This is a genomic window from Pseudoalteromonas sp. (assembly GCF_041613455.1).
GTDB lineage: Bacteria > Pseudomonadota > Gammaproteobacteria > Enterobacterales > Alteromonadaceae > Pseudoalteromonas.
Genome location: NZ_JBFJHD010000045.1, coordinates 1 through 19403, shown reverse-complemented (window position 1 = coordinate 19403; position 19403 = coordinate 1). Strand labels below are relative to the sequence as shown.

Below are 19403 nucleotides of genomic sequence, written 5' to 3'. Positions count from 1 at the left end.
TAACTTCACCTATCGGTTGACGATTTAACAGCGCAAAACCGTAATCTGGAATAACCACATCAACCGTTACATTGTGTGCTGCAAGCGCTTTCGGTGCATCACGAATCACATCAGCAACGCCCCCCACTTTAGCGTTTGGTAACGCATCATTTTCTGCGGCAATCATTAATACATGCATTAAATTATTTTTACCTAAATAGAACAAGGCGAGTGATCCGCCTTGCTAAACATTATTATTGTTAACCGGTTAGCGGCTGAGTGTGTTGCTTAAGTTTTGCAGCATATCGCGCGTTACTAACACGATGCCTTTTTTCGATACCCGAAAGCCATTTGCTTCATCAGTTGCTCGGTCATAACCAATTGCTAGTCCTGCTGGAATTTCGCAGCTTCGGTCTATAATGGCGCGGCGTATTTTACATCCACGATGCACAATGACACTCGGTAACACCACCGACTCTTCAATAGTACAGTAGGAATGTATATGCACCCGCGAAAATAACAGCGATTTTCTCACTAATGAACCCGAAATAATACAGCCTCCCGACACGGTTGAATCAACCGCCATACCGCGACGGTCATCATCATCAAAAATAAACTTTGCTGGCGGTAACTGCTCTTGATAGGTACTGATAGGCCAGCTGGGATCATATAAATCCAGCTGCGGCTCTGGCATCACTAATTCCATATTTGCTTCCCAAAAGGAGTCAAGCGTACCCACGTCGCGCCAATAGGGCTGCCCTACCACGGCGGGATCGCGAAACGGATAAGCAAATACATTATGTTCTTCAATAATGGCGGGAATAATATCGTGGCCAAAATCTCGCCCCGAGCCGTCGGTTTGAGAATCTTTTTTTAGCTGCTCAAATAAAAACTCGGTATTGAACACATAATTTCCCATTGAGGCTAAGCATATTCCCGGTTTATTTGGCACCGCGCTTGGCTCTGCGGGTTTTTCATCAAAACGGCGAACGCGGCTATCTGCATCAACGGTCATCACCCCAAAGGTACCTGCCGCTTCTTCTACCGGCACCTCTAAACAGCACACCGTCATATCGGCGCCGTTTTCTACATGTTTTGCTAACAAGCCGCCATAATCCATTTTATACACATGATCACCCGATAAAATCATCACATATTTAGGTAACTCATGACGAATAATATCCATATTTTGAAACACCGCATCGGCTGTGCCACAATACCATTCATCACCATAACGCTGCGATGCTGGCAGTATTTCAACCGACTCACCCAGCTCCTTTTTAAAATGCCCCCATGCTCGATTAACATGGCGGATTAATGAGTGCGATTTATATTGCGTGGCGATCCCCACGCGGCGCACGCCGGAATTAATACAGTTAGAAAGTGGAAAATCAATAATCCGATGTTTACCACCAAAATAAACCGCCGGCTTGGCCCGCCAGTCGGTTAATTCATGCAGCCGTGACCCCCGCCCTCCGGCAAGAATTAATGCGTAGGTTTCCCTGGTTAAATTACTGATGTAACGATTTGCATTACTGGGCATTGTACTCTCTCCATTTAGTCTCAGCTGTGAGTGTCAGTGTCTGTGGTTAAGGTGTGGTTATTAAGTGTCAGTGGTTCTAAATGCCAAATCTCATCACAGTATTGGCTGATGGTGCGATCACTTGAAAACATGCCACTGGCTGCAGTATTTAAAATACTCATTTTCGTCCAGTACGTTTCATCGCTGTACGCTTTATCAACTTGCTGTTGCGCGACTAGATAACTTTCAAAATCATAGGCCGTTAACCAAGGATCGTGTCTACTTTTAATGGCGTTAATCACATCATCAAATAAGTGGGGCTCTAGTAAATTGAAGTGACCACTTTCTAGTAACTGTATAACGTTATTCAGATCCGTGTTTTGCGCAATTAATTCGCTGGGGTTATAGTCGGCTCTTATCGCGTCAATTTGATCCGCTTGAGCACCAAACAAAAAGAAGTTTTCTGCCCCTACGGCATCGCGTATTTCAATATTAGCGCCATCTAAAGTGCCAATGGTGAGTGCGCCATTCATCATAAACTTCATATTACCGGTGCCTGATGCTTCTTTACCTGCGGTGGATATTTGCTCTGACAGATCCGTGGCAGGACAGATCACTTCCATCGCCGTGACATTATAATTGGGTAAAAATGCCACCCGTAAATACGCCGATACGTCAGGGTCTTTATTGATCACCTCTGCAACATTATTAATTAACTTAATAATTTTTTTCGCCATCTCGTAACCCGGCGCTGCTTTCCCGCCTAATAAAATACAGCGTGGCACCAGGCCTTGCGTATCACCACGACGGATACGGTCATATAAATGAATAATATGTAATACATTGAGCAACTGGCGCTTATATTCGTGAATGCGCTTTACTTGCACATCAAACAGCATATCGACGTCAAATTGCACCCCACAGCGCGCCTTAACTAACTCAACTAAACGCTGTTTGTTTTCGCGCTTTATTTTTTGCCACTGCGCTTGAAAGGGGCGATTATCAATATAGGCACCCAGCTCAGATATTTTGGCAAAATCAGCAATCCACTGATTGCCGATTTTGTCGCTAATTAGCGCACTTAACAGCGGATTACAATGCGCAAGCCAACGCCTTGGGGTTACGCCATTGGTTTTATTGTTAAATTTAGTCGGCCACAGGGCATAAAAATGTTTAAATAATCCCGCTTTTAATAGCTCGGTATGCAGCGCCGCTACACCATTAACCGAATAGCTGCCGACAATCGCTAAAAAAGCCATGCGTATTTGCGGCTCGGCGCCCTCTTCGATCAACGACAGATCACGCTGCTTGCTGGTGTCTCCTGGCCAATGCTGGGCAACTTGCGCTAAAAAGCGGGCATTAATTTCATAAATAATTTCTAAAATACGCGGTAATAACTTGGCAAATAACGTCACTGACCACTTTTCCAATGCCTCTGGCAACAAGGTATGATTGGTGTACGCCATGGTGTTAGTGGTTATGTGCCAAGCTGCATCCCAGTCTAGTTCGTGTTCATCCACTAATAATCGCATTAGCTCAGCAACGGCAATACTCGGGTGGGTATCGTTGAGTTGAAAAACATGATGCTCGGCAAAGTCGCTGAAGGAGTCACCGTATAACTCTTGCCACTGGCTTATAATATCTTGCATACTCGCCGATGATAAAAAGTACTGCTGGCGTAGCCGCAGCTCTTTACCGTTTTCACTGCTGTCGTTGGGATACAGCACCATGGTAATTTGTTCTGCGAGATTTTTTTTCGCCACCGCCTCGGAGTAACTCCCAGCATTAAACTCGGTTAAGTTAAACTCATCCGTTGCCTCCGATTTCCATAACCGCAGGGTATTCACAATATTATTTTTATAACCGGGAATCGGCACGTCATACGGTACTGCAAGTACATCTTGCGTGCTTATCCATTGGCGGTGCTCGCGCCCCCCTTTATCGGTGTAGCTTTGCACATACCCTGCAAATTTAACCCGCTGCGTCTGCTCCGGCGCACTGAGTTCCCACGGATGCCCCTCCCGTAGCCAGTTATCTGGTTGCTCAACTTGACAGCCTGCTTTTATCGCTTGGTTAAACATGCCATATTCATAGCGTATTCCATAGCCTACAACCGGCAGCGCTAAACTGGCACAGCTGTCTAAAAAGCACGCAGCCAAGCGTCCTAAGCCCCCATTGCCAAGCCCTGCATCGTGCTCTGCTTGGGCAACGTTTTCCAGATCGGTGCAATATTCTTGCAATGCGGCAGAGACTTGCTCGGTGAGATCAAGGTTTAACAGCGCATTGCCTAAGGCCCTACCCATTAAAAACTCTAACGATAAGTAGGCCGTTTTACGGCGTTTATGTTGCCTAATTTGTTGATTGGTTGCTCTACAACGCGCCACCATCCTATCGCGTATCGTCAGTGCAAGCGCATGATACAAATACAATTGCGACTCACCGACCGCATTACGCCCTAAGGTGTAATAAAAATGCCGCGTTAAATCATCCTTCAGGGTACTTTCGTCTATCGCGGGCCCTTCTTGCCAGTGTTTTACCACACACATTTGTTCGTCTTGCTTAGTCATGACCTTCGCCTTCTAATTTGGCACTAAAAACCCAACTGCTTTGTGCTGCAATATCTACAGTTTGCGCCGTATTGCAAACAGCAGATAGCTTATTTACCGATGAGAGTACTAACGTCCATGGCGCCGCAGTGGGCACCTTGGGTAATTGACATGAAATAGCGTTTTTACTGGCGTTTAATACCACTAACAACGCTTGATTTGTGTGCTTATCACGCAAGCTGTACATTAAAAAGTGTCTGCTGTTGTCATGCCAGTGCGCCTCTGTCATTGGTTCACCTTGCTCGGTAAACCAGTGCACGGTGGCGCGTTCATCAAGCTCAGCTAAAAATACATTATGGCTAAAGGCACTGTGGGCACGTCTAATTTTTAATGCGTCGTGAATAAATTGCATTAACGGATGAGTAACGGGTAAGTCTTGCCAAGCCAGCCAGCTGATCCGGTTATTTTGGCAATAGGCATTATTATTGCCACCTTGTGAGTGCGCCATTTCGCTGCCGGCGGCCAACATAGGGACCCCTTTGGCTAGTAATAAACTCAATAACAGATTTTTTTGTTGCTGTAGACGTAATTGATTTATCTGTGGATCGTCGCTGACCCCTTCAATACCAAAGTTAAGCGAATAATTGGCACTGTGACCATCTTGGTTATTTTCGCCATTAGCTTCATTATGCTTGTGCTCATAACTGACTAAATCAGCCAAGGTAAAACCATCATGACTGCTGATAAAATTAATACTATTCAGTGGCCCGCGTGCGCTGTGTTCAAAGATGTCAAAAGAGCCATGTAAGCGCTTGGCAACATCAGTAATGAGCCCTTGCTCACTTTGCCAAAAGCGTTTGAGCACATCACGGAACTGATCGTTCCATTCACGCCATGGCGCAGGAAAGGCGCCTAATTGATAGCCACCTGGGCCAATATCCCATGATTCACTAATAAGTTTCACTTTATTTAAAATAGGATCTTGTGCCACGGCCTGTAAAAACGTATGACGCGAGCTGAAGCCACTTTCAGTGCGCGCTAAAATAGTAGCTAAGTCAAACCTAAAGCCATCAACGCCCATTATTTCAACCCAATAACGTAGGCTATCGAGCACTAGCTGTAAGGCTTTCGGATGATCGATATTAAGGGTATTGCCACATCCGGTATCGTTAATATAGACACTAGGCTGCTCTTTGACAGTGCGATAATAGCTTAAGTTGTCTAAGCCCCGTAACGACAAAGTGGGGCCATCAGTGCCCCCCTCTGCAGTATGGTTATAAACAACATCTAAAATAACTTCGATATTAGCGCGATGTAATTCACTGACCATCTGTTTAAATTCATTAATATCATCATTCACTAAGTAGTCTTTATGGGGAGTAAAAAAATTAAGCGGGTTATACCCCCAATAATTATCCAGTCCTTTAGAAACTAAAAACTGCTCACTAATAAAACTATGTACCGGCATCAGCTCAACAGCGGTCACCCCTAACTGGGTTAAATGCGCAATAAAACTTGAGTGACTCAAACCTAAAAACTTACCTCGTAACACTTTAGGTATAGCCGGATGGCGACATGTCGCGCCTTTAACATGGCATTCGTAAATAACCGTATCAGCCCAGCTGTGTTGTGGTTTTTTGTGGCGATAAACATCTCCCGCAGTCACCCTGGCTTTAGGCATATCGGCGGCGTTATTCAGCGTACACTTGCTGCCCAGTGGCCGCTGTGCAAAGTGGCGTTCACTCCAACTAAATTCGCCAAATAAGTCTTTAGCATAGGGGTCAAGCAGCAGCTTATTTTCATTAAATAACAACCCTTGTTGTGGGTTGAATGCGCCATCAATTCTAAACCCATATAAGGCCCCCACCTTAAGTGGTGCAATATGCAGGCTCCAAATTCCACCTTCATTAATATTCATCGCCATACGTAGTATTTCTGAATGGCCACTGCTATCAAATAAACACACATAAGCTTGGCGTGCTTTAGGCGCATAAAGGGCAAAGTTAACCCCATTGCGGTGTACGCTCGACCCAAGCGGGGCTGCGCAACCATGCGTAATATCAAAGCAGTTACTCATCATTAACCTTTTGTAAGTAGACTGTGGACAATCCAGCTAACGCAATATTAATGCTCTGCTCAAAGCCGTGACTTGGGCTCTGCGTGGTACTAATTAGCGGCGCGCTGTCGTTGCTAACCCCATAGCCTGAGCCATACAACAGCGGGGCATCACTGTTAAACACCATTTTATACACCCCTTTGGCGGGCACACCGACTGTGTACTGTGGGTAACTGGTTGGTGTGAAATTGGCGATCACCAGCAGTAAATCGTCGGCTTTGTTTGCATAGCGAATAAAGCTTAAAATACTTTGCGTGTCGTTATTGCTGTCTATCCAACGAAAACCGCTGGCGCAGCTGTCGAGTTGATATAATGCGGGATGAGTTTTATATAGTTGATTAAGTTGTTTAATGGTGTGCTGCATGCCTTTATGGCTGTGATGCTGCAGTAAATGCCAATCGAGTGAGTGGTCGTGACTCCATTCTTTACGCTGGGCAAACTCTCCTCCCATAAATAATAACTTTTTACCTGGGTGTGCCCACATAAACGCATAATAAGCGCGTAAATTTGCAAATTTTTGCCATTCATCTCCCGGCATTTTTTCAAGTAACGATTTTTTGCCATGCACGACTTCGTCATGGCTTAACGGCAAAATGTAGTTTTCGCTAAATGCATATACCATGGAAAATGTCATTTTATGATGGTGATACTTTCGAAACAGCGCATCCTGTTGCATATAATGCAAACTGTCGTTCATCCAGCCCATATTCCATTTATAGCCAAAGCCTAAGCCATTATGCGCAACACTTTGTGTCACTCCAGGCCAAGCCGTTGACTCTTCTGCTATCATCATAATGCCTGGGTTATTTTTATAGCTGCGGGCATTAATTTGCTTTAAGCACGCAATCGCCCCTAAATTTTCTCGGCCGCCATCACGATTGGCCACCCACTGCCCTGCTTTGCGGCTGTAATCTAAATACAACATAGAGGCCACAGCATCAACGCGTAAGCCATCAATAGCAAACTCTTGCAACCAATACATCGCATTGGAAATTAAAAAGCTTTGTACTTCAGGGCGATCGTAATTGTAAATATAGGTGTTCCAATCGGGATGAAACCCTTGGCGCATATCGGCATGCTCATAGAGGTGGGTGCCGTCAAAACGGTGTAAGCCATGCGGATCACTGGGAAAATGCCCAGGTACCCAATCAAGTATGATGCCTAAATTAGCGTGATGGCATTGCTCTACTAAGTATTTAAAACTGCGGTAGTCGCCAAAACGACTGCTCGGCGCAAATAACCCCACCGGCTGATACCCCCACGACCCATCAAACGGGTATTCACTAATGGGCATAAGTTGTAAGTGGGTAAAACCCATCTCTAACGCGTAATTGACTAACGACTCAGCCAATTCGCGATAACTTAAATAACGGTTGTTCTCGCCACGTTGCCACGATCCCAAGTGTACTTCGTAAATACTAATTGGCGCATCGATAAAATTACGCTGCTGGCGATTTTTGATCGCGTGTTCGCTCAGCGTAAGGGCCGCAGGTTTATGCTGTAATACACTGGCCGTGCCTGGTGCTTGCTGCATTTTAAACGCAAAGGGATCGGCCTTTTCTAACACTTCGCCCGTTAACGTGGTAATGGCAAATTTATAACAGCTATCCTCGCTTAACTCAGCAATAAACAACTCCCACACTCCACTGGCAGGGTGAAAACGCATAAAATGCCGATTACGTTGCCAGTCATTAAATTCACCAATTACCGAGACACTGGCTGCATTAGGTGCCCACACACAAAAACGCACTCCGGCAACCTGTTGTTGCGTGGTAAAATGTGCGCCAAAGTGCTGATAGGCATGCTCTAAGCTGCCTTCATTAAATAAATACATGGCCTGTGGATCTAAGCTACTGGTAAAACTGTATTCATCATAGTGCCGTTGTGTATGGTGTGGATACTCAACCTCATAGTGGCATGGCAGTGGCACAAAATCGGCTAGAGTAATGATGAACAAATCACTATTTTTGTAGCGTACTGCGTCGATAAAGCGGTTATTTAATATCATTTTCACAGCCACAGCGCCGGGTAAATAAAGCCGTGCTTCAAGCGTGTTAGTTGCGCTTGGGTGAACACCTAAAAACCCAAATGGGTCTTTAAAGCAACCTGATTGCAGTGCGGCTACTTGCTCATCGTAATGATGCGCTGCGCTGGTTGCGGTAATTAATGTATTATCAGTGTGCGGCCTACCCATTTAAGCTTTCCTTATTGAATTTATAGTCGCTAACAGTGAGGCATTATTATTAAAAATGTCTTCGCATGTATGCGTTAATACGCGACGCCAATTAGGGTACTGCGTATCTGTGCCGGGAATGTTTACCGGGTAGCGTTGCTGATCTAAATCATCTAACTGCAAGGTAAATAACTGCGATGGCGCGCCGGCTAAACATTGTGCCAACTTACTGTACACTGTGATGGCACTGGCATTGATGCTCAGCGCAGTGTGCTCGGTACGGTTGATAAAACGCAATAGACACTGCTGCTCTTGTACTCGCTGTGCGCGCTGCGTGGCTAATTGCTGTTCATCAAGTAGTTTATAGTGTAGTTTTATTTTTAAATCATCATGTTGCCACCATCCGGTAAAGGGCGGAACATCGTGATTAGCGATCATTAACAGGCAATGCGGCGCTAAATCATGCACTTCAATAAACTCATTATTTTGCTGTTTTTCAAAATAAAATAAGCTATTTGAAAAAATACCACTGCGACTCAGTGCTGCTTTAACTTCAGGGGGCACAATGCCTAGGTCTTCACCGATCACAACAGTGTGATTAAGATGCGACTCTATTTTTAAAATCGCCAATAGCGGCTCAAACGGGTAATACACATAACAACCATCTGCTACCCCTTGGTTTTCAAAGCACCACCACAGCCGGCGAATAGCCATCACATGATCAATGCGCAACCCACCCACTTGTTGCATATTGGCGCGAATAAGCGCGCGATAATATTGAAAGTTATGGTCGGCTATTTTTTGTGGATTAATTGCCGGCAACCCCCAGTCTTGGCCGTGTTCCGCCCAAGGATCTGGTGGCGCCCCCACCGTGACTCCTTGGCTAAATAAGTGTTGTTGGCTGTTAAATTCGCTGCCATCTTTGGCACATCCCACCGCTAAATCATTAATTAATCCAATAGCCATGCCGCTATCTATACAGCGTTGTTGGCACTGAGCCAATTGAATATGTGCCTGCCACTGTAAGTAATAGTCAAATAGCGGTTGCGCTGTATTCAAGGTAGTTAGCGTATCGTGATAGCGCTGACAAAACGCTTTAAATGCGTGCTGCCGTGCTGTACTTGCAGCGCGTTGAAATTGCGCAAACAGCGCTTTAAATGCGCGATATTTAATCGCCGACACCGTGTTATAATCAATAAATTGTGCGCTGTTTTGGCTTAACTGGCTAACTTCATTGCTGTGCATTAAGCTCGTTAATGCGGGGTTATGTATGCTGTCTTCTGACAAATCAATCGCGATATATAACGGGTTTAACAATGCACGGTTATTAGGATTGTACGGACTGGCACGTTCAGGATTGTCGCCAAATAACAAATGTAACGGGTTGAGCAACATATAGTCAATATTATAGTCACCACACAAGCTGGCCAGTGTCAGTAAATCGGCAAAATCGCCTATTCCCAGTCCTGCAGCATTTTTTAAACTATACAATTGCAGCGATAGTCCCACGCGCTTGCCTGTGTCTGGTTGATAGGCTTGTTCTGGTACAGACCAAATTTGCGTCTCTGCGGTTTTATCCGCCACACAGATCTGCGCATCATGGTAGCCAATGGGTAACTTAGGTAACGGTAGCGCAATTTCAATATAGCGGATGTCATTTAAACGATACTCACCCAGTACAGTAAACTGCGTGAGTTGCTCAAAGCGAATATCTAATTCTAGCTGCGCTATTGTTATCGCAAGGCTCTGCTCTCGTTGCTGCTCTGCAATACGCACTTTAAGCAAGTTCTCTGGGCGTTCAACTAAACTGATATTAGGCACTAACAGCAACCACTGCGCTGCATCTAACGCATAGTTTAATTGCTCGATTTGCGCGCTATCGTCGGTGTTAACCCCACAGCATTCAACAGCCCGCTTTCGAGTAGCGGCACTAAATAGCTGCCGTTCACCGGTATATTTAGTATACTCAGCACCAATTCCGTGCAAATAAAACAACTGCGATAGCGCGTCCATGGATCTACCTTAATTGTGGCGTTGGGTATTAACTATGCTATTTTCTGAACCAAAATGATTAGCAATGTAGCCATCGGCTTGATGGTCGTTATCCCATATATCACCATTAATTAAATAGCGAAAATGAAATTGTTGATCAACCGGCAGCCGTTGCTTACACTTAAATACGCCTTGCTTTTTTGTGCGCTTCATTACAATTGGTTGCCAGTCGTTAAATTCAGCAAGTAAGCACACTTGCTCTGCGTCGGGGTGGGAAAATTCAAACGTCACTTCTGCTTCGTTTTTTGTTTTAAAAAAGCGTTTATTCAACATAGTAGGCTCCAACTAAACCATAAGGGTCATTCATCTTTGCCACAGGCCAAACAGCTTAAAAAGGCGATGTGGATTCCATTCATACACATTAAACACACTGTCAGTTAAACAAAACTTTGTTTACGCATTATGACAGTGCAGCACTTTACTTATTTGCACTTATTAGGTGCAATTTTAACCACTATAACGAGGCGTTACCCTAGCTCTACTTGATATAGCAATTATTAAACCAACTCACTGGTTATGGCTGGCGATAGTTGACCGTTATGCTGTTGTTATACGCCACATAACTAGCAGTATAGGTTATAAAATTTATAAAAGCCTTTTGCTTAGCCGCGCCATCAGGGATAATAAACAACAAATAAGTTAATTGGTCGCCCCCCTGTTGTTATGTTGAAAAAAAGCATCCTTGTTACCACTTTCATAGTCTTAATTGCCTCTGTTGCAATTTTAGGCAGCTCAATTTATACACTTTATAGTAAAAAAGTGATTTCGGTAGATGCAAAATTAAAAGAAATTTCCGGAATAGAGTTTGATAAGCAACAGCGCTTGTGGGCAATTAATGACAGTGGTGATGAACCTAAACTTTATCGCCTTTCTCGCACGGGCGCGATTGAAAAAGAGATCTTAGTCAGCAACGCTAAAAACATCGACTGGGAAGATATGACACAAAATAACTTTGGTCATTTTTTCCTTGGCGATTTTGGCAATAACAGTAACGAGCGGCGCTGGTTGACTATTTATAAAATTGAAAACCCCATTGATATCAAAACCGATACCACCGAAGCGGAAATAATTAAATTTACTTACCCTGAGCTTGATGGCAGCCCCATTTCTCCTGAACGTCGTAATTATGATTTAGAAGCGTTTGTTGCGTTCGGTCGACACTTATATCTATTTACCAAAAATCGTACTCAACCGTTCGATGGCATAACAAACGTGTATAAAGTGGGCGATCACGCGGCAAACTTTAATGCCGAACTGGTAGACTCATTTAAAACCTGCACCACCATGGAAAAGCTATGCTGGATCACCTCGGCGGCGCTCAGCCCCGATCGCAGCAAGCTGGTACTACTCGACTCCACCAGCTTATGGTTATTTGAAAACTTTAAAGGGGATAAGTTTTTTTCAGGTGATGTCTCACGTATCGATTTAGGGATTGTTACGCAAAAAGAAGCCGTTACTTTTTACGACGATAATACCATTGTTTTTACCGACGAGGAGTTTAAAGGGATAGGCGGTAATGCCTACTTTATTAAGCTTGATGAAGTCGATAAAAATATTATCAGGCAAGGCGCATTAAGCGATTAGCCGTTACTTTAGCGCTTAAACTTAGTTTCTAAAATCACCGATGACGTGGTGCGTTCAACCCCATCTAAATTGCCGATATCATCGAGTAAGTGGCTAAGCTGTTCTAAATTTTGCGCTTGTACGACGGCAATTAAGTCAAACTCACCACTTATAGCGTACAACTGCGAAATGGCATTAATTTGTTTCAGCTCTACATTGGTCTTGGTGGTGAGCTTTTGTTTTACTTTAATTGATACATGCGCCGCCACCATGCTGTTTAAAAAGTCATCACCAAAATCCACACTATAGCCTTTAATCACCCCGCTTTGTTCTAATTTTAACATGCGGCTTTGTACCGTGGAGCGCGACAAGTTAAGGTGCCGCGCTAAATCTGAAATACTCGTACGGGCATTGGTTTTTAATATCGATAAAAGCTTTTCGTCTTGTGGAGTTATCATAATGTCTATTAGCTTCGTTATTTTGACTTTTATTCTAACCATTTTATACAAAATAGCACTGCAAATTTTACCTACAACCTTCGATAATAGCCTGTGTATAACAATAATTAGCTTTATAACTGAAGAGTAACGGCTTAATTCTTCTTTGTTTTAGTAAAAAATATTTTATCTAAGCCATATATTTAGGTGTGAAAATGCAAGTAACAAGAGACTTATTTAACGATGTAATGGTACCGAACTACAACCCTTCTGCGGTTATTCCGGTGCGCGGTGAAGGCTCACGCGTGTGGGATCAAGATAATAACGAATTTATTGATTTTGCCGGTGGTATTGCCGTTAACTGTTTGGGTCATTGTCATCCGGCACTGGTGAAAGCGCTTAAAGAGCAAGGTGAAAAAATTTGGCACCTGTCAAATGTAATGACCAATGAGCCTGCACTACGCTTAGCTAAAAGCATGGTTGATGCGACATTTGCTGAAAAAGTGTACTTTGCAAACTCAGGGGCAGAAGCCAATGAAGCAGCGCTCAAATTAGCGCGCCGTTTTGCCCTAGACGTACATGGCGCTGAAAAAACACAGATCATTGCGTTTAATAAAGGTTTCCATGGCCGTACCTTCTTTACCGTCACCGTGGGCGGCCAAGCTGCGTATTCTGATGGCTTTGGGCCAAAGCCGGCTGATATTGTGCATTGCGATTACAATGATATTGCCGCATTTGAAGCGCTGATCAGCGATAAAACCTGTGCGGTAATGATGGAGCCGCTTCAAGGTGAAGGCGGGATTATTTCGCCCACTGACGAATTTGCTAAAAAAGTACGTGAACTGTGTAGCAAACATAATGCCCTGCTTATTTTTGACGAAGTGCAAACCGGTGTGGGCCGCACAGGGACTCTTTATGCGTATCAAGATTTAGGCGTAACACCTGACATCTTAACTACCGCTAAAGCACTGGGCGGCGGTTTTCCTATTGGCGCGATGATCACCACCACTGAGATCGCCGCGCATTTAAAAGTAGGCACGCATGGCTCTACCTATGGCGGTAATCCATTGGCGTGTGCGGTCGCCGAAGCGGCATTTAACACGGTAAATACCAGCGAGGTATTAAAGGGTGTTAAACAACGTGAACAACTATTTCGTGATGGCTTAAATGCTATCAATGATAAATACCAGGTATTTTCTGAAATTCGTGGTAAAGGGTTATTAATTGGTGCTGCACTGAATGAGAAATTTGCTGGCCGTGCTCGCGACTTTTTAGTTGCCAGCGCTAATAACGGCTTATTGAATTTAGTGGCCGGCGCCGACGTGATCCGCTTTACACCATCGCTTGTGATCCCACTGGCAGACATTAAAGAAGGCCTCGCGCGCTTTGAAAAAGCCGTCAGCGACGTTGTAAACGGATAATAACAGTTAACACCAGTGCACTTAATCGTAACTCGGCTAAACGTTACGATTAAGCGCACCACTGGAGCAAATAATTAATGCATGTATTACGTCCTATAACTGCCAACGATTTTGAGGCATTAAAACAAATAGCCATTGAATCAGGTCATGGGTTTACCTCATTACCTGTGGATGATGAGCTGCTACAAGAAAAAATTGCACGTGCTGAGCAAAGCTTCGCTAAAAATATTAATAAGCCAGTGGACGAGAGCTATTTATTTGTTTTAGAAGACAGTGAAACAGGTCAAGTGATTGGCACCACCGCTATTGAAGCGGCGGTCGGTTTGCAAGTACCCTTGTATCACTATCATTTAGGCAAAACCGTGCATCACTCGCCTACGTTAAAGGTATATAACACGGTTGATATTTTAAGCATGTGCAACGACTACACCGGTTGCTCAGAAATTTGTACCTTATTTTTACGTGAAGATCAACGCACGGGTTTAACCGGGCGATTTTTATCGCGCTCACGTTTTTTATTTATGGCGCAGCACAGTGAACGCTTTGCCGATACGGTGATTGCCGAAATGCGCGGCGTGAGCGATGAAAATGGCCACTCGCCGTTTTGGCAATGGCTGCAGGAGCACTTTTTTAGTATTGAGTTCCCCCAAGCGGATCACTTAGTGGGCTTAGGCGACAAAGTGTTTATCAGCGAACTGATGCCAAAATACCCGATTTACGCTAATTTATTGAGTAAAAAAGCGCAGGCGGTGATTGGTCACGTGCATGAAAAAACCAAACCCGCGCTAAAACTATTAGAAAAAGAAGGCTTTGAGCACCGCGGTTATGTTGACTTATTTGATGCCGGCCCCACTGTAGAGGCTAAGCTGGGTAACATTCGCAGTATTCGTGAATCGCAAGTATGCCCAATTACTATCGGTGAGCTTGAGCATATTACCCAACACAGCAGCGACACGCTCGCCATATGTAATCATGGCGTGAGCGATTTTAGAGCCACTTTCAGCAAACACGCGCATTATAATCATGCAAAGCATACATTAATCATTAGCCAAGCAGTGGCTGATGCACTTAATTTAAGCCAAGGAGATGCAGCACGATTCTTTCGTCTGTAACCATACTATGAATACACAACTTATTAATAACCAATGGCATGCAGGCCAAGGCCCAGCATTCAAATCGGTAAACCCAAGTAACGGCGAAACCGTTTGGCAAGGCAATGGCGCAAGCGCAGCCCAAGTAGACGCTGCAATAAAGGCCGCCAGAGCCGCACAGCTTGGCTGGGCTGATACTGCGCTTGAACAGCGGATTGCCGTGTTAGAAAATTTTGCCGCGCAACTAAAACAGCACAGCGAAGAGTTTGCCGTTATTATTGCCCAAGAAACCGGTAAACCATTATGGGAAACGCGCACTGAAGTAGGCGCGATGACCGGCAAAGTGGCGATTTCTATTCGCGCTTACCATGAGCGCACCGGCACCACCGAAAACCCTATGCCCGGCGCCAAAGCGTTTATTAGGCATAAACCGCACGGTGTAGTGGCTATTTTTGGCCCGTATAACTTTCCGGGGCATTTACCAAATGGCCATATTGTACCGGCTATTTTAGCGGGTAATACCGTGGTATTTAAGCCTTCAGAGCTGACCCCATATGTGGCCGAATTTACCTTAAGCCTGTGGTTAAAGGCAGGTTTACCGGCGGGAGTGATTAACCTCGTACAAGGCGAAATTGACACCGGTAAAGCACTGGCGTCACATCAGAATATTGATGGCTTGTTTTTCACTGGCAGTTCAAACACCGGTCATCTGCTGCATCAACAATTTGCTGGCCACCCGGGTAAAATTTTAGCACTTGAAATGGGCGGCAATAACCCACTGATTGTCAAAGATGTTAGCGATGTGAGCGCCGCAGTCCACGATATTATTCAATCGGGCTTTATTACCTCGGGGCAACGTTGTACCTGTGCACGTCGCGTGTTTATTGAAAAGTCAGCCAATGGCGATGCTATTTTAGCAAAACTGATCAGCGCCACTAACAATATTCTGGTTGATGACAGCTTTGCCGCAGAGCAGCCGTTTATGGGCGCAATGATCAGCGAAACAGCCGCGCTCGGTATGGTAGCGGCGCAAAACGAGCTTGTTGCTAAAGGCGCTACCGTGCTTGTAGAACTAAAACAGTTAACACCCGGCACCGGCTTTGTCAGCCCTGGTATTGTTGATGTGACTAATGTCACCGACATGCCCGACGAAGAGCACTTCGGCCCATTAATTAAAGTATACCGTTACAGCGACTTTGACCTTGCTATCAATGAAGCCAATAATACCCGCTTTGGCTTATCGGCTGGCATATTAGCCGATAGCGAAAGTGACTATCAGCACTTTTTAAAACGTATTCGTGCAGGTATTGTAAACTGGAACCGCCCTATTACCGGCGCTTCAAGTGCGGCCCCTTTTGGTGGCATTGGCGCCAGTGGAAATCATCGCGCAAGTGCCTATTACGCTGCCGACTATTGCGCCTACCCGGTGGCCTCTGTTGAAGCCGACAAAGTAACGTTACCGCAAACATTAGCACCGGGCTTAATAATTGAATAACCTGCCTTAATAACGACACGTTAAGGCATTTACCGAAATTTAAGGATTTAACATGCATACTGATGTAAACACATTATTTGATAACCTATGGCAAAACTATTTAGCGGTAACGCCATCGGCCGATAAAATTCATGCGCTATTAGGCTCAACCCAACACAATGACATTATTAATGATCATATTGCTCTGCGTACCTTTAACCATGAAAAAATTGGCCTAGAGAAGCTTGCAGCCCACTTTTTAGCGCTGGGCTACAAAGAATGTGGTGAATACCACTTCGAAGCAAAAAAGCTCTATGCAAAGCACTATGAGCACAGTGATTTAACCCTACCAAAAGTCTTTATTTCTGAGTTATTAGTTGAACAGTGCTCGCCAGAGCTACAAGCCATAGTCAACGATATGGTTGAGCAAATAGACGACGCGGCCGTCACCGCTGATAACTTTTTATACTCGGGTACGCATTGGCAAGTAAGCACCGACACTTACAAGCAACTGCTGGCTGAGAGCGAATACGCGGCATGGATGTCGGCGTGGGGTTACCGTGCTAACCACTTTACAGTCAACATTAATACATTGGCTAAATTTGATAATATTCACGCTGTTAACCAAGCACTAAAAGAAGCTGGTTTCACACTTAATACCTCGGGGGGCGAAGTAAAAGGCTCACCGGATGTATTACTTGAACAATCATCTACCCTTGCCGATGAGTATTCGGTACGCTTTAGCGATGGCGAAATGCGCATTCCGAGCTGTTTTTATGAGTTTGCTATTCGTTACCCTAAAGCCGATGGTGAGCTTTACACCGGCTTTGTCGCAGCCTCTGCCGATAAAATCTTTGAAAGTACCAATGCGCGCTAATTAGTCATTATTGTGTCACCGTTTAAAAAAGCCCAATTAGGGCTTTTTTTATGTTTATTGCCTCCTCACAGCTATATCGATTAATTTTACTTATCGATATGAGAATCAAATCAAATCGTTTAACCAATTGGTTTATATAGATAAAAAATATTTTAATTTTATTTGATATGGACTATTGCACAAACATAAAACACGCCTTAATATCTCGCCGCTTCTTGATGATAGCCAATCCAAGTACATTACAAACCCTGTTTGTAGCAAGGCAAATGAGCAACTATCCAAGAGTGAACTTAACGGTGCCTCAGCACTATTAATATCACTCAACCGCCTGCCATTACACATGCGCGGTTGTTTAGGGCGAAACAAAAATAACACGCCCCCTAACTCGGAGAGTACCATGGCTTTATCAACACAATTAAAAGACTACACCATCAAAGGTCCTGCAGCCGCGGTTGCGGCTAACCAAAGCAACAGTTTTGACTATGCGCAACCAACAAATCAACAGATTGAGCAACTAGCCGCTCAATTGGGTGCCCCTTTAATGGTGCTTGACTGCAACGCCATTCGCCGTCAATACCATGCGCTTAAAAACGCCCTACCTGGCGTTACATTGCATTTTGCGTTAAAACCGTTACCTCATGCTGCGGTTGTGCGTACCTTGCTTGCAGAAGGCGCGAGCTTTGATTTAGCAACCAGCGGCGAAGTTGATTTAGTTGCCAGCGAAGGCGTACCAAGCGAACGCACCATTCATACGCACCCGATCAAGCGCGACAGTGATATTCGTGATGCGTTAGCTTATGGCTGCACTGTGTTTGTGGTTGATAACCTCAATGAGCTAGAAAAATTTATTGCATACAAAGACCAAGCGGAAATTTTAGTCCGGTTAAGTTTTCGTAATAAAGAGGCGTTTGCCGATTTATCGAAAAAGTTTGGTTGCAGCCAAGCGACAGCAATTGAAATTATTCGCTATGCGCAGCAATTAGGTATTCGCATTAAAGGCTTGTCGTTTCATGTTGGCTCGCAAACGGCAAGCCCAAGCAAATACGTAGAAGCAATTAACGCCTGTGCAAAAGTCATTGCACAAGTGACTGAGCTGGGTTTACCTGCATTAAGCACGCTTGATATAGGCGGTGGTTTTCCAGTGCCGTACAGCGCCGATGTACTGCCAATTGAGGCGTTTTGTGCACCTATTAACCAAGCACTGGCGCAGCTACCCGACACTATGCACGTACTGGCCGAGCCGGGGCGTTTTATTGTCGCCAGCAGTGTCACCAGTGTTGCGTCAATTATGGGCCAAGCCGAGCGTGAAGGTAAAATGTGGTACTACTTAGATGACGGTATTTATGGTTCATTTAGTGGCTTAATGTTTGATGAAGCCGCTTACCCTATCGACAGCGCCAAACAAGATGGTATGCGTTTTGATTCGGTGTTAGCGGGGCCAACCTGCGACAGTATTGATGTCGTAAGTGAGTCTATTATGTTACCTAAGTTAAACAACGGCGATTTAATTATCAGCCGTATGATGGGCGCTTACACCTTAGCCACCGCCACCGACTTTAACTTTTTTAAACGCGCAGCAGTAGTGGTATTAAATGAGCAAGTACACAGCCAAGTTTTAACTGGCTAATCAATTTCCTCAACTATAGTTACCTTGGCTTGTAACTATATACTGAAACGCAGTTGCTCATTCCAACTGCGTTTTTTTTTGCTTAACAAACAGGCTGGGTATATCGCATATAATCTATAAAAACAATGGCTTGTAGTCGTTTTCTAGTTGCTCAAACGAGAGGTTACCAATGAAGCGTCCAAAGCTCAGCCAGGTGGCTAATCCGCGTAAATCTTTAAAGTGAGGTGGCACAAATTTCGGTGATTCAATGACTCCTAAACTGTGCAGCTGCGAGATCAGCCTAAAGTCGTCTATGGATATTTTACCCACTAACAATAACGGTAATTGATCGATTCTTCCTAGTTGAATGGCCACGCGAATTAAGTTGTACACCAACACAAAGCCTTTAATGTAGGCAATGTCCTTGGTAAAGGGTAAACCCGTGGCTGTGCTGCCACGAAATACCCGCTGTGCTAACGTATAACTTTCATCTTGCGATAACCCTTGTGCTACATAATCGCGATAAATATCAACAAATTCAGCGCC

The 19403-nt window shown here is 44.6% G+C and carries 15 protein-coding genes; 6 read left to right on the top strand and 9 right to left on the bottom strand.

The genetic code is table 11. The annotated features are described in order from the left end of the window. From ABYB02_RS06765 to ABYB02_RS06735, 7 genes are all read right to left on the bottom strand, one after another. The coding region (locus tag ABYB02_RS06765) for a glycogen/starch synthase (RefSeq protein WP_372761703.1) at positions 1-178 on the bottom strand (178 nt) is incomplete at its 3' end. A 69-nt stretch (positions 179-247) separates the two neighbouring features. Further along, positions 248-1522, bottom strand: coding sequence for a glucose-1-phosphate adenylyltransferase (gene glgC, locus ABYB02_RS06760; protein WP_372761702.1), 1275 nt, complete (start codon positions 1520-1522; stop codon positions 248-250). A gap of 20 nt (positions 1523-1542) precedes the next feature. Beyond that, on the bottom strand, positions 1543-4068 hold the full coding sequence (locus ABYB02_RS06755; protein ID WP_372761701.1) for a glycogen/starch/alpha-glucan phosphorylase: 2526 nt from the start codon (positions 4066-4068) through the stop codon (positions 1543-1545). Further along, entirely contained in the window at positions 4061-6124 is a 2064-nt protein-coding gene (glgX, locus tag ABYB02_RS06750) for a glycogen debranching protein GlgX (protein ID WP_372761700.1), read from the bottom strand. Before glgX ends, ABYB02_RS06755 begins: the two co-directional genes overlap by 8 nt. Continuing rightward, positions 6117-8357 (bottom strand): 1,4-alpha-glucan branching protein GlgB, encoded by a 2241-nt coding sequence (gene glgB, locus ABYB02_RS06745; RefSeq protein WP_372761699.1) that lies wholly within the window; start codon positions 8355-8357, stop codon positions 6117-6119. Before glgB ends, glgX begins: the two co-directional genes overlap by 8 nt. Further along, complete coding sequence (gene malQ / locus ABYB02_RS06740) at positions 8358-10349, bottom strand: 4-alpha-glucanotransferase (protein WP_372761698.1); 1992 nt, start codon at positions 10347-10349, stop codon at positions 8358-8360. It lies immediately after the preceding gene. 9 nt (positions 10350-10358) lie between these two features. Then, complete coding sequence (locus ABYB02_RS06735) at positions 10359-10661, bottom strand: isoamylase early set domain-containing protein (protein ID WP_372761697.1); 303 nt, start codon at positions 10659-10661, stop codon at positions 10359-10361. Positions 10662-11051: 390 nt separating this feature from the next. Between ABYB02_RS06735 and ABYB02_RS06730 the strand changes: the two genes are divergently transcribed. Beyond that, positions 11052-11972, top strand: a complete 921-nt coding sequence (locus tag ABYB02_RS06730) for a hypothetical protein (protein WP_372761696.1) — start codon at positions 11052-11054, stop codon at positions 11970-11972. 8 nt (positions 11973-11980) lie between these two features. On the opposite strand, the gene ABYB02_RS06725 is transcribed toward ABYB02_RS06730, so the two are convergent. Continuing rightward, entirely contained in the window at positions 11981-12409 is a 429-nt protein-coding gene (locus tag ABYB02_RS06725) for an Lrp/AsnC family transcriptional regulator (RefSeq protein ID WP_372761695.1), read from the bottom strand. A gap of 194 nt (positions 12410-12603) precedes the next feature. Here ABYB02_RS06725 and ABYB02_RS06720 point away from each other — a divergent pair, with 194 nt between their 5' ends. The 5 genes from ABYB02_RS06720 to ABYB02_RS06700 all read left to right on the top strand — a co-directional run bounded on the left by ABYB02_RS06720 (position 12604) and on the right by ABYB02_RS06700 (position 18878). Continuing rightward, positions 12604-13809, top strand: coding sequence for an aspartate aminotransferase family protein (locus ABYB02_RS06720; RefSeq protein ID WP_372761694.1), 1206 nt, complete (start codon positions 12604-12606; stop codon positions 13807-13809). Positions 13810-13886: 77 nt separating this feature from the next. Then, entirely contained in the window at positions 13887-14921 is a 1035-nt protein-coding gene (gene astA / locus ABYB02_RS06715) for an arginine N-succinyltransferase (RefSeq protein WP_372761693.1), read from the top strand. Between the two features lie 7 nt (positions 14922-14928). Further along, complete coding sequence (gene astD, locus ABYB02_RS06710; RefSeq protein ID WP_372761692.1) at positions 14929-16395, top strand: succinylglutamate-semialdehyde dehydrogenase; 1467 nt, start codon at positions 14929-14931, stop codon at positions 16393-16395. Positions 16396-16447: 52 nt separating this feature from the next. Then, positions 16448-17251 carry a DUF1338 domain-containing protein gene (locus tag ABYB02_RS06705; RefSeq protein WP_372761691.1) on the top strand — a complete coding sequence of 268 codons (804 nt, stop codon included), beginning with the start codon at positions 16448-16450 and terminating at the stop codon, positions 17249-17251. 397 nt (positions 17252-17648) lie between these two features. Continuing rightward, the gene (locus ABYB02_RS06700; protein ID WP_372761690.1) at positions 17649-18878 is read left to right on the top strand and encodes a type III PLP-dependent enzyme; all 1230 of its coding nucleotides are present in this window, start codon (positions 17649-17651) and stop codon (positions 18876-18878) included. Between the two features lie 114 nt (positions 18879-18992). Here the strand turns inward: ABYB02_RS06700 and ABYB02_RS06695 are convergent. Then, a partial coding sequence (locus tag ABYB02_RS06695; protein WP_372761689.1) for a tyrosine/phenylalanine carboxypeptidase domain-containing protein occupies positions 18993-19403 on the bottom strand: 411 nt, incomplete at its 5' end.

Excerpts from the sequence above, each read along its gene's own strand:
- astD (WP_372761692.1), top strand. The coding sequence starts at position 14,929 with ATGAATACACAACTTATTAATAACCAATGGCATGCAGGCCAAGGCCCA.
- ABYB02_RS06725 (WP_372761695.1), bottom strand. The coding sequence starts at position 12,409 with ATGATAACTCCACAAGACGAAAAGCTTTTATCGATATTAAAAACCAAT.
- glgC (WP_372761702.1), bottom strand. The coding sequence starts at position 1,522 with ATGCCCAGTAATGCAAATCGTTACATCAGTAATTTAACCAGGGAAACC.
- ABYB02_RS06730 (WP_372761696.1), top strand. The coding sequence starts at position 11,052 with ATGTTGAAAAAAAGCATCCTTGTTACCACTTTCATAGTCTTAATTGCC.
- glgB (WP_372761699.1), bottom strand. The coding sequence starts at position 8,357 with ATGGGTAGGCCGCACACTGATAATACATTAATTACCGCAACCAGCGCA.
- ABYB02_RS06755 (WP_372761701.1), bottom strand. The coding sequence starts at position 4,068 with ATGACTAAGCAAGACGAACAAATGTGTGTGGTAAAACACTGGCAAGAA.
- ABYB02_RS06700 (WP_372761690.1), top strand. The coding sequence starts at position 17,649 with ATGGCTTTATCAACACAATTAAAAGACTACACCATCAAAGGTCCTGCA.
- glgX (WP_372761700.1), bottom strand. The coding sequence starts at position 6,124 with ATGAGTAACTGCTTTGATATTACGCATGGTTGCGCAGCCCCGCTTGGG.
- ABYB02_RS06705 (WP_372761691.1), top strand. The coding sequence starts at position 16,448 with ATGCATACTGATGTAAACACATTATTTGATAACCTATGGCAAAACTAT.
- ABYB02_RS06735 (WP_372761697.1), bottom strand. The coding sequence starts at position 10,661 with ATGTTGAATAAACGCTTTTTTAAAACAAAAAACGAAGCAGAAGTGACG.
- ABYB02_RS06720 (WP_372761694.1), top strand. The coding sequence starts at position 12,604 with ATGCAAGTAACAAGAGACTTATTTAACGATGTAATGGTACCGAACTAC.
- astA (WP_372761693.1), top strand. The coding sequence starts at position 13,887 with ATGCATGTATTACGTCCTATAACTGCCAACGATTTTGAGGCATTAAAA.
- malQ (WP_372761698.1), bottom strand. The coding sequence starts at position 10,349 with ATGGACGCGCTATCGCAGTTGTTTTATTTGCACGGAATTGGTGCTGAG.